Annotated in this window: 14 protein-coding genes; 1 reads left to right on the top strand and 13 read right to left on the bottom strand. The window is 33.6% G+C overall.

The genetic code is table 11. From position 1 onward, the window contains the following. Positions 1-70: 70 nt before the first annotated feature. The 9 genes from panB to ABS764_RS02260 form a co-directional block, all read right to left on the bottom strand. On the bottom strand, positions 71-889 hold the full coding sequence (panB, locus tag ABS764_RS02300) for a 3-methyl-2-oxobutanoate hydroxymethyltransferase (RefSeq protein WP_408079544.1): 819 nt from the start codon (positions 887-889) through the stop codon (positions 71-73). 67 nt (positions 890-956) lie between these two features. Continuing rightward, entirely contained in the window at positions 957-2252 is a 1296-nt protein-coding gene (locus tag ABS764_RS02295) for an acetylxylan esterase (RefSeq protein ID WP_408079542.1), read from the bottom strand. An 82-nt stretch (positions 2253-2334) separates the two neighbouring features. Beyond that, positions 2335-3663, bottom strand: a complete 1329-nt coding sequence (locus ABS764_RS02290; RefSeq protein WP_408079540.1) for a rhamnogalacturonidase — start codon at positions 3661-3663, stop codon at positions 2335-2337. A gap of 171 nt (positions 3664-3834) precedes the next feature. Continuing rightward, positions 3835-5133: an APC family permease gene (locus tag ABS764_RS02285; protein ID WP_408079538.1), complete on the bottom strand. Its 1299-nt coding sequence runs from the start codon at positions 5131-5133 to the stop codon at positions 3835-3837. A gap of 231 nt (positions 5134-5364) precedes the next feature. Beyond that, the gene (locus tag ABS764_RS02280; RefSeq protein ID WP_408079536.1) at positions 5365-5772 is read right to left on the bottom strand and encodes a VOC family protein; all 408 of its coding nucleotides are present in this window, start codon (positions 5770-5772) and stop codon (positions 5365-5367) included. Positions 5773-5867: 95 nt separating this feature from the next. Next, complete coding sequence (locus ABS764_RS02275; protein WP_408079534.1) at positions 5868-6158, bottom strand: RNA polymerase alpha subunit C-terminal domain-containing protein; 291 nt, start codon at positions 6156-6158, stop codon at positions 5868-5870. Positions 6159-6176: 18 nt separating this feature from the next. After that, a complete protein-coding gene (locus tag ABS764_RS02270; protein ID WP_408079532.1) occupies positions 6177-6599 on the bottom strand; it encodes a VOC family protein in 423 nt (140 codons plus the stop codon). 104 nt (positions 6600-6703) lie between these two features. Continuing rightward, positions 6704-7624 carry a hypothetical protein gene (locus tag ABS764_RS02265; protein WP_408079530.1) on the bottom strand — a complete coding sequence of 307 codons (921 nt, stop codon included), beginning with the start codon at positions 7622-7624 and terminating at the stop codon, positions 6704-6706. A gap of 257 nt (positions 7625-7881) precedes the next feature. Then, positions 7882-8793: an Abi family protein gene (locus tag ABS764_RS02260; protein WP_408079528.1), complete on the bottom strand. Its 912-nt coding sequence runs from the start codon at positions 8791-8793 to the stop codon at positions 7882-7884. Positions 8794-9040: 247 nt separating this feature from the next. Here ABS764_RS02260 and ABS764_RS02255 point away from each other — a divergent pair, with 247 nt between their 5' ends. Continuing rightward, positions 9041-10585 (top strand): IS1182 family transposase, encoded by a 1545-nt coding sequence (locus tag ABS764_RS02255; protein ID WP_408079526.1) that lies wholly within the window; start codon positions 9041-9043, stop codon positions 10583-10585. A gap of 213 nt (positions 10586-10798) precedes the next feature. On the opposite strand, the gene ABS764_RS02250 is transcribed toward ABS764_RS02255, so the two are convergent. The 4 genes from ABS764_RS02250 to ABS764_RS02235 all read right to left on the bottom strand — a co-directional run bounded on the left by ABS764_RS02250 (position 10799) and on the right by ABS764_RS02235 (position 14367). Then, positions 10799-11380, bottom strand: a complete 582-nt coding sequence (locus ABS764_RS02250) for a hypothetical protein (protein WP_408079524.1) — start codon at positions 11378-11380, stop codon at positions 10799-10801. Positions 11381-11542: 162 nt separating this feature from the next. Next, on the bottom strand, positions 11543-12187 hold the full coding sequence (locus tag ABS764_RS02245) for an HNH endonuclease (protein WP_408079522.1): 645 nt from the start codon (positions 12185-12187) through the stop codon (positions 11543-11545). Beyond that, a complete protein-coding gene (locus ABS764_RS02240) occupies positions 12184-13401 on the bottom strand; it encodes an AAA family ATPase (protein WP_408079520.1) in 1218 nt (405 codons plus the stop codon). The genes ABS764_RS02245 and ABS764_RS02240 overlap by 4 nt, the downstream gene beginning before the upstream one ends. Positions 13402-13536: 135 nt before the next feature. Then, positions 13537-14367, bottom strand: coding sequence for a tyrosine-type recombinase/integrase (locus ABS764_RS02235; protein ID WP_408079518.1), 831 nt, complete (start codon positions 14365-14367; stop codon positions 13537-13539). Between the last annotated feature and the right edge of the window lie 182 nt (positions 14368-14549).

Raw genomic sequence — 14549 nt, 5'->3', positions numbered from 1 at the left:
ATACCCGAAATAATTTCTCTTTCGGGTATTTATTTTGAAATACTGATTATTTACTAATTAGAAAAATATATTAATATTGCTCTTTTTCGTTTGGAAAATCTTTAGATTTTACATCATCAACATACTGGCTGATAGCAGAAGTCATTCCTTCATAAAGATTCATATAACGGCGTAAAAACCGGGGACTGAATTCATTGTTCATCCCTAACATATCATGAATAACCAGTACTTGTCCGTCAACACCGGAACCGGCTCCGATACCAATTACAGGAATAGAGATACTTTCGGCAATTTGCTGGGCTAATTTGGCAGGAATTTTTTCTAAAACCAAAGAAAAACAACCTATTTTTTCTAATAATTTAGCGTCTTCAATAAGTTTCAAAGCTTCTTCTTCCTCTTTAGCTCTTACGGTATAAGTTCCAAATTTATATATAGATTGCGGGGTCAATCCCAAATGTCCCATAACAGGAATTCCGGCGTTTAATATTTTTTTGATGGATTCTTTTATTTCTTTTCCCCCTTCTAATTTTACTGCATGACCGCCACTTTCTTTCATGATTCTGATAGCAGAACGCAAGGCTTCTTTTGGGTCTGACTGATAACTTCCGAAAGGCAAATCAACCACAACCAGGGCTCTGTCGGCACCTCTTACCACCGATGATGCATGATAAATCATTTGGTCTAAAGTGATAGGTAAAGTTGTTTCGTGTCCGGCCATGACATTAGAAGCCGAATCTCCTACTAATATTACGTCGATTCCCGCAGAATCAACAATTTTTGCCATGGTATAATCATAAGCTGTCAACATGGAGATTTTTTCTCCTTGAGCTTTCATATCAATTAATGACTTTGTTGTGATTTTTTTATAGTCTTTTTTTGCTGTGGACATAGTCTTATGTATTAGGAACTGCAAAAGTAGTAAACAATTTTTTATGAAATATAGAAATACACATTAACTATTCTATACCGCATTTATCCTTTAACCATTTTATGGATTTATCATTAGTTTCACCAAAACGCCAATGTGCAGAAATAGGAGTAATCACAATTTCTTTAGGAGCACTTACTGAATTGAAAGCTGAAAGTGTTGAAGTAGGAGGGCAGGTATTGTCATTATAACCAGTTGAATAGAAACCCGGAATTTTGATTTTTTTAGCAAAATTGACAACATCATAATATTCCATTGTTTTGATTTTTTCAGAACTGTTGTTTTGGTACTTATCGCTAAATATTGAAGGCCAGCCACCTGCGCGATGATGTAAATAACCGCTATTGTCACAAAGTGCAGGATAAAAAGCAGCAATAGAGGTTACTCTTTGATCAATTCCCGCAGTTACAATTGCTAATGCACCACCCTGACTTCCGCCGGTTACTACTATGTTTTTCCCGTCAAATTCAGGAAGACTTGTCAGAAAATCGATAGCACGAACACAACCTAAATACACGCTTTTATAGTAGTAATTATTTTTATCTTCGAGATCAATTGCCCAATAATCTTTAAGTTTTTCTCTTTGCTCCTGAAAATGTTTTTCATCCGTTTCCGGAGAAATACCATGGATTTCGGTTGTAAAACTGATAAAACCCTGATCAGCAAACGACGTAATGGGAACTATCTTTTTTACTCCTGCACCGGGAGGATTAAATAAAACTGCATGTTTTTTATTGTCCTTAGGTTTACTAAGATATCCATACAAATAATGTCCCGGTTTATAATTTTGTAAGCGAACCAAATACACGTTTACGGTAGCAGTTGATAATTCTGGTTTGTGTATGACTGTTGCATCCATTGGAATTTTATCGTTTGCCACTTTGGCTTTATCCCAAAATGCTTCAAAATCTTTTGGGAGATTTACGGTAGGTTTTATATCAAATGGAGCATAAGCAACTTTGATTTCGTTTTTATAGACATAACCATCAATGTTTGTTTGTACTTTTAATTGACGGAAGCCGGGAACATTCATTGTTCCAATATTGATTTCACCAACACCATTTTGCAATTTTAGAATTCCTTTTTTTTCCGGAGTAAATTGTTCCGGACCGTATTGGTATTCAATTTCAACATTTTCAATCGGTGAACCATATCTTAAAATGCTGATTTTTATCGTTGCATCTTCATTTAGTTTATAATTCCAGTCGGCGTGATCTGCTGTCAGAATCACATCTGCTAACTTGATTGGAGCAGGCGTATTCTGTGCTTTTAAACATGTTGCAGATAGTAAGAAAAGCAATAAAAAAGTGGCGCTTATTTTCATAAATTCATGTGTAAAAATGTAAAAGGGTATAATGATTAAAATTATACCCTTTTGTGGTTTAGAATAATTACAGCTGCGGTAATTACTTAATGGTTTTATTATTAACTATTACATTTTTAAGTGTCAAGCCTTTAATGATACTTTTATCAATAGCATCATTTTTAGCGTCTACTTTTAAGTTTTCAAAAGTAAAGTTGGTTAATTTATCATGCTCTGTAATTTTCATATCGTAGAAAACATCACATTTTAAATCAATATTTCTTAAAGTAATGTTATCGCAATAAGATATCGGTACCTCTTTTCTGCCTTTTAAATCAAAAAACTGAGTCCATGGTTTTACATAAATCATACTATAAGCATATCCTTTAATATTTTCTACCGTAATATATTCATAATTTTGTGGAGTATCGGGACGCATTTTTAACCATAAAAGTCTTTTTGCATCATTAACCGTACAATTACGCATCAGAATATTTTTGTTGTGAATGGCTTCACTACCACTGGTTAAAGCGGCATGACAAAATCCAAATTCACAGTTTTCAATAATAATATTTTCATTACCTCCGTTACTGAAATCTTTATCAGCCCATGGTCCTTTTCCGCCTTTTAGTGCAATAGCATCGTCATTTACTGCCATATAACAGCCTTTAATCAGCATATTAGTACATACATCGATATCAATAGCATCTGTACTGGGCGCTTTTACCGGTTCGTGTGGAGAAAAAATATGTAAATCAAGTATTTTTACATTATTACACTGGTAGTAATGGCTTGTCCAAAATCCGGAATTGTGCAATTTTACGTCTTGTACCTGAACATTATCACATTTCCAGATAAAAACTAAACGGGGTCTTGAAACTTCAAGATTGGTACATTGCGGATTTTCTTTTCTTCTTTGCCAGAAAGCTTCCCAGAATTTTAATCCGTTTCCATCGATAGTCCCTTTTCCTGTGATGGTAAAACCGTTAATCCCGTAAGCATTTACTAAAGCCGTAAAATATTCAATGCTTTGTCCTTCAATTCGGGAAGGCATTTTTGGATAATCATTAATATTGTCAGACCCTTTTAAAACCGCTCCTTCAGACACATGCAAATGGGTATTGGGTTTAAAAAACAATGCACCACTCATAAAAGTTCCTTTCGGAATTACAATCACACCTCCGCCATTGCGATACGCTTCGTCAATAGTGTTTTGGATTGCTGCAGTTTGAACCAGAGTACTGTCATTTTTTACACCGTAGTCGGTTATGGAATAAAATTTACCTAAATCTTCGGGATTTATTTTTTTTGCATCTAAAAACCATTCCGGAATTTTAGTCCCGTCAGGAAAAAGATCAGTATTGTTTTTTTGCGAAAATACTTTTGGAGTAATTGCTAGTAAAGCAAGAATGAATAAACAGATTTTTTTCATTTTGTTTAATAAAGGTTAATATAAAGTCAGGTTCCCCACAAAAAGGATGCCTGTTAAATCTTTTAAATAGCTAAAGATTGTTCTTCTTTGGAATTAACGAAGATATAAAATCAGGAGTATCTATTTATCCTGTACTCCATGCAGGACAGTCATACTACTGATGGTGTACTATTATTTTTTAGTCTTAGAAAAGTAAATCAAAGCATAAACTAATGATAAAACAGCAATAGCAATTAAAGTTCCAATGATTTCATTCTGAGTTAAATTGGACAGAAAATAAAGAATAATTGCAATTGAAAGAATAGGGATTGTGAGTCCTCCGGGAATAGTAAATTCATCCGGTCCGGATTTCTGACTGTATCTTAATTTAATGACAGCGAGAACTACACCCAGATAAACAATTAAAATAGAACTACTGGCAATAACTACCAGACTTTCAAAACTACCTGTGACAGCAATTAAAAAACCAATAAAAGCATAAACAATAATGGACAGATACGGTGTTGCAAAAGAAGGATGAACTTTTGCCAATGCATTTATTGGTATTACTTTGTCACGGGCCAGTGCATAAAGTGTTCGGGGATTATTGAGGATGTCACCACTTAAAAAACCAAACATTGAAATAGCAGCTCCCACAGTAAGAATTATAAAACCTACAGGGCCAAAAACAACATTCGCGGTCGAAGCCAGCGGAGTAGCGGTAAACTGGGGCAGCTGGTTTCCTAAAACACCCTGAGCCACCGTTTGAATCAGCATATAAAGGATTACAATGGCTGTAATGCTAATAAAAATAGCCCGGGGAATAGTGCGTTTTGGATTAATCACTTCACCTGAAACGACTATTCCGGATTCACAGCCCTGAAATGCAAAAAATAAAACGAGCGAAGTTTTTCCTAATTGCTGTATGCTGGGAAAACTTTCGATAGATAAATTAGCAACTGAAACAGCTTCCCAACCAAAAATAACTAATAATAAAAGCGGAATTAATTTGGCAACTGTATTCATTTTAACTAAACCAATTCCTTGTTTTACGCCAATGACATTAACAAGAGCTAAACCAAAGAAAACGAGCATTAAAAATAATAAACGTAGCGTTGTTTCCTGAAAAATGGGATGGGTGGAACCTAAAACATTGACTAAAGCATTAGATACCGCAGCATCAGCAAGCAGCGTTCCTGTTACGGTAAAAATACCAGCCAGAAATCCTGCATAAGGACCAAAAGCGGTTTCAATATACGAATACACACCTCCGGTTTGAGTTACTTTACTCGATGCTTCGGCAAAACAAAGCATGATAAGTGCCATTAAAATTCCACAAAAAATATAGGCTATAATACTGGAAGCACCCATAGAAGCAGCAACAATAGCGGGTAACGCAAAAATTCCTGCACCAATAATAACATTCATAATATTGGCCGATAAACCAAATACACCAATGGTTCGTTTTAATTCTTCTTCCGGGTTTATCATCTTTTTTTATTTGTAAAAAGACTCAAAGCCTTTTCTATTTAAAAACGAAGTTATGCAAAATAATTTTTTTAGCAATAAAAGAATTTAAAATCGGATGAAAAATCAAGGTTTTGGTAAAATTGCTGAAAAAAACTTTAGGTTTTTGATCTTTTATAAAACCATATTTTGAATTTAGCAATAGAAAAAAAAACGTGTATGTGATTCTGAAAATGTTGATTTTAGTATTTTAGTTTATTCGGTTGGGAATTTAGTGATGTCCATATAAAAAATTTCCCAAGTGTGTCCGTCTAAATCCTCAATAGTGCGTTGTTGCATAAAGCCATAATCTTTCATTTCTGTTGGTTCCACGCCACCAGCTGCAAGCCCGTTATCTACAATTTTGTTTACTTCGTCAACGCTATCTACTGCTAAAGCGAATAGTCCGGCTAATTTTGTTTTTGTATCTGCAATAGGTTTAGTTGCAAAAGATTTAAATTTTTCATGAGATAAAATCATCACAAAAATATTCTCGCTCCAAACCATACATTTTCCCTGATCATCTGAAAATTGAGGATTATTAGTAAATCCTAATGCTGCATAAAAATCCATTGATTTTTGGAGATCATTAACCGCTAAATTGATAAATACTTGTTTTGCCATTTTATTTTATGAATTATAAATTAATTTTGTATCTGGAATATTTGGTTCCACTGAACTTTTAGTTTAATTTTTTTTTTCCTAAAATATAAAGCCTGCTAATTTTTAAAAGCTAAACCTGCTTTTGCTAATTCTTCTTTTAATGTTGGAATAGAAGCTGGCCCCAATCCATGGAATTTGAGAATTTCTTTTTCACTATACTTTGCAAGTTCTTCCATATTTTTTATTTCATTATTTTCCAATGCTCGTCTTGCCGGAGCAGAAAGTTTTAAAAGAAAATCGCTTTCAGGCTGCCGTTTGCTTTCGCAAATGGGACAAACAGGACAATCACTACTTTTATAGTACTGATGACCGCGTTCACAAGTCCTTAGTGTTCCTACTGTATTCATTTTTAAATAATTGGTATGTTATTTAGAATCAAACTCTATTATCCATTCAATACCGAATTTATCTCTGAACATTCCAAAATAAGATCCCCAGGGACTGTCACAAATAGGAACTTCAATATTTCCTCCGACCGATAGTCCGTTAAACAGTTGGTCAGCTTCTTCGCGACTTTCAGTGCTGACAGCTATTTTAGACCTGTTTTCGTTTTCATTAACCGGTCCCATACTTTCCGGAACATCATTGCCTATTAGAACGTTTTTACCTATAGGTAAAGCAATATGCATAATCTTATTAGCATCATTTTCAGCTATTGGAAATTCAGAGCTTGTAAGATCTTTAAGTCTCATTATTCTGGTAAACTCCCCACCAAATACTGATTTGTAAAAATTAAATGCCTCTTCGGTATTACCGTTAAAGTTAATGTGCGGATTGATAAATGGCATAGTTTAAATATTTTGTTAGTTCAAACTTAATACTTAATCCTCATCTAAATAAGGTATATCGTGTCAAAAGTAAGGTAATTTGCGTCAAGAATTTTTTGCGACTATTACAAACCTAAATTGGGCAATACAAATGATTTTGTATTAGGATGTAGTCGTATCCATAAGCCAGGATTGGAATTCAATTGCTGTGCCGCTTCCTCTTTATCTGGACTCAACGCAGTTTGAAGCACCTTAGCATAGGTTTTAACCTTGGCAGGAGCAGAGTCGGCATCGACCACCGACTGAACAATTTTTTTAGCTTGTAAAATTACAGCCGGTCCTAACGTAAGTATATATTTAGCAGCCCGGCATTCTTTTTCATCACTTTCATTCACAAGACTTCCTCCGGCTTTAAACTTACTAATATGATGTTCTAAAATACTGCTGGAAATAGGAATTATTCCTGCAATATGATGGCTTTGCGCTCCCGAAAAAGGTTTGATATAGGCAAGGTGTGAAGCCTGATGTTCTTCGGGACCATGACCAATAAAAAAGATGTCCAAACCGCCCAACTCTTCCAGTTTATTTAGATAGGCAATTAGTGCAGACTCGATATCTTTAGTATCTGTTTGCATCGGAGTAAAACTTTTAATTTTTTTAAAAAAGACTTCTCCTAAAATACGTTCAAAATCCCTGACAAAACTAAAACTATTCGCCATTCCCAAAGGAGCCAGCGCATCCTGAGTAAATACATTTAGCCTGCCCAGCAAATCATCTGCCTGGGATGTTTTAGCTAATTCTCCCAGTAAGCGGTGTAGTTCCTGAGCGCCACGACCACCCAGCAGTGCAATATTAATATCACCTTCCTTAGATTGTGCAGTTTTATAAAGTTCTTCTAACATCGCCTGACCTACCTCGGCTTCAGTACCTAGTACAGTAGGCTTTACACCATAATCTGTAAAGTTGAATTCCTGTTGGTTATTTTGTGATAACCATATGTTTTCGCTGTCTGTTTCTCTCGTGAATTTTGACTGAGTACTATTCATGATTTTTTTTATTCTATAGTGTCTTTAATTATCTGTTTTGAAAAAGAGGTTTTCAGCGAACGAAAATAGCAATAAAAAATGGAATTCATCGAACTTGTAAATCACACTAAGCCTCAGGTATTATTGTAAACTTGTATAAAGGCAACTTTTTTTTAATCGTAGTTGATGTAGTTACATCATTAAACTGTCAAATAAAAACCAACTTTCCATTGAGCCAATTGCCCAAATCCGTTGTAGCGTGTGTTGGCAGATGTTTTTTATTCGTCAACGTTTTCTTTATACCAATGTGCTTCTGTTTTCCAATCTGCTGGAAATCCCATCAAAACTGCATCAATGGAATATTCTTCAATCAGTTTTTCAATCTTAAAAATAAAATGATTTTCGGGATTAAAAGATATGAGTAGTTTATTCATTATTGAAATAATACCATACATGGTTGTATTGAAATCATCAGTCATTGTGCCATTAAATTTAAATTTATCTCTGCTAGGTATTGTTGGTCTATCAGCAGTAATTTTCTTATTCCATAATCTTGAATGATGGGCACAAACATTTCTAACATTTGTTAGATAAACTAACCATGATGTTAATAAAGAAGAAACTAAATTAAATTCAGTGGCAATCTCAACCTTTTCTGCATTATTGTTTAAACCTTTATAAAGTCTTGAAAGCTTTCCTAAAGTTAATGTTTCTAACGCCATATTTGAAGGTGGTGATGGCTCTGAATTATAATTAAATTTGAAAGATTTTAGAAAACCTTCTTGAGGTTCTGCAAAGGTCTCAGCTATTTCTGCATTTATATTATAAAATATTTCTTTGTTAGTAAACAATGTATCATTTGTATACCAAAAGAAACCGTGACTTATACTGTATTTATTTGTGAGTTTAGCTTTTACAGCTACCTCAATTCGTTCCATATATTCAATTATGATAGCTCTTAATTTTTTATCAAATTGATATAGGTTTATTATATCATCAAATGAAACTTCTCCAATAAAGGAATGATTTCCATCTCTTGTTTGTAAATGATACATATATCCAGTTAGTCTATAATAACCGATATTATTTAGATATTTAGTAGCTCTAATTTCACACGGAATATTTAGATTTCGATTTCTTAAAAGTTGGATATGTTGTTCAGATGTAAGTGGAATTTTTTGGTATTTCATAAATTCAGGAGAAGTATAAAAATAAAAAGCCCCGCAAATTGCGCTTGAATCAGAGGCGTGCGGGGGATTGATGTTGCAAATATAGAGTGTTTTGTGTTCTTGTGCAAATATTATTGTAAAGTTTTTCGAAATCCGTGATTCTGAGGTAAAATATCTGCTAACGTCAGACTGTGAAAAAACGCCACAATCTATCCAACAAATATAGTATTTTATTTCTTTTATAGACAGAAAAATCGTATTTTTAAAAATGCAACATATCCAAGGAATTTCCCGCCATCAGCTACAAGTGTGTAGTTTAGAAGATAAAATAAGCGTTGATAACTCTGTTCGGTTTATTGACGCTTTTGTAAATTATATTGATTTTGAAAAACTAGGTTTTAAGTCTAAGGTTTTAAAAACCGAAGGGCGACCGAGTTTTGCGACAGCCATTTTTTTGAAGCTGTATTTATACGGATATCTCAACGGAGTTCGTAGCTCGAGACGACTAGAAAAAGAGTGTTTTCGTAACATAGAAATGCAATGGCTTTTGGAGGATATTCGTCCCAATTATCACTCCATCGCCGACTTTAGAAAAGACAATCCCAAAGCCCTGAAACAACTCTTTAAACTCTTTGTATCGTTTTTAAAAAATGCCGATTTAATAGCTGGTGCAACCATCGCCATTGACGGTACTAAAAGTCGGGCGTATAACAGTAAGAAAGCCAATTACAACCAAAAGAAAATCGATAAGCACAAGGAGTATATCGAGGCAAAGTCGCAAGAGTATTTAGATCAACTGGCACAAAATGACATCCAAGAAAACCCAGTTGCTATTAAAAACATTCAGAAAAAAATCGAACGCTTAAAGCAAAATACCATCAAATACGAACTTTTGGAAGAGGAACTAAAATCCAGCAAAGAACCTCAAATCAGTACCACTGATGCCGATGCCAGAGCTTTGCTAGTTCAGGGTCAGGTAGTAGAAGTATCGTATAATATTCAAGCTGCTGTAGATAGTAAGCACAATTTTGTAGTAGCCACACACACCATCAATCGGAACGATAAAAATGCATTAGCGGCTATTGCTATTGAAGCCAAAGAAAATCTGAACCTAGAAACCTACACTGCCTTAGTGGACAAAGGCTATCATAACGGACGCGAATTAGACGCTTGTAAACAAAATAATATCATTACCATAGTTGCTGTTCCAGAGCAAGGCAAGAGCAATGAAAACGGCACCCAACCCGAATATTTAGTATCCAAGTTTAGCTACGACAAAGCAATCAATACCTACACTTGTCCGCAAGGACAAATCCTTAGCACTACCGGAAGCTGGCATAAGAAAACGGGAAGAACAGCAGAAAGTGGTTATAGTTTCCAAAAATACCGCACACCAGCTTGTAAAACTTGCCCAGTAAAAGACCTTTGCACCAGTAGAAAAGGCGGTAGGGAAATAGACCGAAGCCAGTATGCCGATGCCGTAGAAGAAAACCACCAACGTTACAAAGAAAACGCGCAATTATACCGCAAACGCCAAGAGATCAACGAACATATCTTTGGCACTATCAAGCGAAAATGGGGCTACAATTACACGGATTTAATAGGACTCGAGAAAGTAAATGGTGAACACAGTTTAATCATGCTGGTGTACAACATTAAACGCAGTATCAATATCCTTGGCGTTCCCGAGCTGATTGCTAAACTCAAAGCATGGAACTCATCTTACAAGAGAAAAGATTTGTTTTTACTAAAAACGACTTGTTTAAAGCTGAAATTAGCATACTTTTTTTATCAAACTAAATTAGCAGCCTAAAAAAGAAACCTTCTTAAAAAGGCTTTATTGGAATTATAGCGAAGTAAAATTTGAAGGTTTTAATCGAAAAATGAGGTTTTTTCACAGCCTGACGTTCCCGCGCTACACGCAGTTTGGGACTAAATTAAGCCCATTATTCGGATTTGCCAAATCATCTCAAATACAAAACCAACTTCCCATTAAGCCAATTGCCCAAATTGCTTGTTGCGTGTGTTACCTGCTGTATCTTTTCAAAGGAATGGTAATTACAGAATCTTTACCATAGTAATTTTCAGTTTCTGAGTTATATTCTTTCAATAACATTTTTATAGTTAGTTTTTTGTCGTTATAGCTTATTTTGCTCTTTTCAAATTGTAGGTTTTCCTCAAATTTAAATTCTCCAATTTTTTTCTCAAAAAGCAAGAATTCATTTTGAGTAATTTCATATTGACAGCAACCTGCCAGAAATCCATTATGGACTTTATAAATTTTGATATTTTCATCTTGAAACCTAACGTCAGGCGGGGAGATGAAAAACACAAAAAATGAAATCAAAATTCCGCCAAAAATTCCGTCAATTAGTATTGAAAGGAAAAGTAAAATGGGAGAAATTAGATAAAATAAAAAATAAAGCGCAATCTTCTTAAATGGTTTAAGATTAAGGAAAAACAAAACTATTCCAGATAAATAAAATAATATTTTGACAAGTAATGCTATTCTATAATTTAAGCTTATGTCAAAAGTAATTCCACATAAAAAATTTACAAGTAAGAACGAAACTGAGATTATATGGAATTTTAGAAGTGTTTTTCTCATTTTGTTTATGTGATATAGCAAGTAACGTGCCGCGGCTTGACGCAGTTGTGAAGCCAGCGAACTGATTATTTTCTGTTAAAGATAGAATTTTTTCGTGAAGAAAAAACGTCAAGGTAACAAAGCAATCCAACTATTGCTTCAAACCGCTGTTGGTGGCAGTTATTATAGACCAATTTTATTTATCAACACTTTAAACATCAAAGAATACGGACTGTCGTTTCCTTGAAAACGATTAATAATTATTAACTCATCCGCTGTTAAATGTTGTCTCACTTCTTGTATTTGATTTTTTCGTATTTCTAATAATACATCTTGAAATAAGCTTACTTGTTTTAATCGTCGCATATCTAAAAGTTCATTATCTAATCTATATTTCTGGATTGTTCTTAAGCCTAATGGTGAATTATTTAATGGCTCGATAAGTTCTTTGTTAAAACTTAGATGCTCACCTATAGTATGGTCATCGTCAATGCAAGGGTCTAATGCGTCTGTTATTGGTATAGAATTATGTGGAATTTTGTTATTACAGTTATCACAAGACAAATATAAATTAGTCCATTCAAAACTTAAATTTTTATCTACACTTACCTCAATGTGATGATCAACCTCTTTTGGATTACCTTTTAGTTTTGTTTCACAGTAAAAACACTTATGATGACTCATAGAATTCAACTGCAACTTTACAGATGTATGTGCATATTTACTTGAATCTGGTCTTTTATTTCCCGAAGCTAAAAAATTAGCAAGCCAAACAGCCTTTCTATCAATTAAAATTTGAGGTTCAGGAAGCCTTTGTATTCCTCTCATTTTTTAATTGTTTTTAGAATTTCCTCTATATTTAAATAATTAAAATACTCTGGGTTTTTATTTAATAGTAGGCTCTCAATTCTTTTAATTTCTTCAGCATTTTTTTCTTGAATCGCGTCCTTTCTTTTTGACAACAACTCTGAAATTTCAACATTAAAATTACTGGTGTTGAATAAAGGGCTCAAAAGTATTTCTTCCACTGGCTTATTAGAGTAAAAATCAGTTTCTTCAACTACTATAGAAAAATCTGTCTCGCTTTTACAAACATAAATTCTAGCATTTTCGACAGAGGAAACTATAAAAGGAGAATGTGTTGTAACTATTATTTGAAGATTAGGAAATAATGAATTTAAACTTTTTAAAAAAGTTTTTTGCCATTTAGGATGAAGATGGTTTTCTGCTTCATCAATTAACAGTAAACCGCTTATTAATTGAATATCGTTAATCGGTATATTATTAATAATGGAACAAGCATACATTTGCTTTAATAAATGAATTAGTCGTTGTATTAAATATAAATTACCACTACTTAACTTGTCTAATGAGATTTCACGATTATTTATTGATATTATTGGTTGGAGTTTAGTCCTGGAAATGTGACTTAAATGGCCTTCGTGAATAGATGATTCAATTATTTTTTTAATCAAATCATACATTTTAACTCCGATTAGCTTTTCACTTTTATCCTTACTGTCGCTCAAGTAATCGAAGAAAGTAATAAGTTTTGTAACCTCAACATTCGTGTGAATTCCAGAAAGTGAGTGGTGAAGGAAATTTTTTGTTACAGGTGTTTCTATATGGGATATATTAAATTTATCATGTGAAAGTTTTGAACTCCAATAATTTATTACAAATTGTCCCTCGTATTTCGATTGCGAATGTGAAGAGAATAGTTTATTGAATTCATAATTATTGGTATCAATTTTTCCATTAGTATTTTTCCCATTACTCATTAAATTTATACTTGTTGAATGATCAATTTCTAGATCGGCAATAATTTTGAAGTTATTTTCTGCGGTAATATCTCTTTCAATATCATCCGTTATACCTAGAAATAAAGATCTTATAGCATCAATAATTATTGATTTCCCTGTACCATTTTCTCCTGTTATGATAATTATAGGTTTATCTTCACCTTCAGTAATAGGTGTAAATTCAAGATCTGCTATTTTGAATGGCCCAATGTTTTCTAAATGTAAATTTTTAATGTCCATAATTTATCAGGGTTTGATTATAATTGCCACCAACTTGTTTATACCAGCCATAAAATGGCTCCAATCTACCTAATTTTGGCTGGCTTTGTGCCATAAGTAAGCTGATATTTATTTAGGCTAATATAGGAAAAATTCTCATAAATTATCAAATGGACTTTTTATTTGTTGAATGTTTTTTGTGCTTACATGGGTATAAATTTCTGTGGTCTTACTACTAGAGTGACCTAATAATTCTCGTATGTATCGTAAATCAGTGCCGCTTTCTAATAAATGAGTGGCAAAACTATGGCGTAACCAGTGCAAGCTAACAGGCTTATTTATACGTGATTTTGTCAAGGCCTGTTTAAGTACATTAGATAAACTGCGTTTATCGTATTTTATACCTGCAATTAGACCTTCAAACAACCAAATTTTTGGTTTGTAGCTAATATAATATTCTCGTAACATTTTTAATATTTTTAGCGATAAAGGTGCGATGCGGTCTTTTTTGCCTTTACTTTGACGAATAATCACAATTCCTCTTTTAGAATCTATATCTACAGGTTTAAGATTTAGTAATTCACTTCTTCTTAAGCCACAGCTATAGATTAAACTTAACATGGTTTTGTGCTTGAGGTTAGTATGAGCTTCCAGAATAGATTTAATTTCTTCCTTACTCAATACATTTGGTAAAACTTTAGCTCGTTTTGGACGATGAATTTTATCTACGAGTATCTTGGTTTCTCGAATAGTCTGAAAAAACAGTTTTATAGCATTCACAATCTGGTTTTGATACGAAGCCGAAAGATTATTCTTCAGGACATACTCATTGTTGTAAATAATTACATCTTCATTATCAATTTCGGCAATTGGTTTTTCTCTATAAAAAACCAAGAAGGATTTCAAAGCTTCGCTATAGGTTGTTACTGTGCTTTCACTATAGCGTTTGGAACGCAAAAAGTGCTTAAATTTTTCTATTTGTGCCATTCCTTCTATTGATGGAAAGGAATGGGCGAGTGGAGCAATTTTGAATCTTTCTCGGTTTTCTTCCGTATCCGGAAGATGCCAAGCTAAAAGTTAATATCAATACTTAATTTAAAATTTGAAAAGAAGGACTTGATGATTTTGTGCGTTTGCGTGAGGGATGGAAGTGGAGCTCTCCCGATTTT

The organism is Flavobacterium plantiphilum (assembly GCF_046000495.1).
Classification (GTDB): domain Bacteria; phylum Bacteroidota; class Bacteroidia; order Flavobacteriales; family Flavobacteriaceae; genus Flavobacterium; species Flavobacterium plantiphilum.
This window is presented reverse-complemented; position numbering and strand designations above follow the sequence as displayed.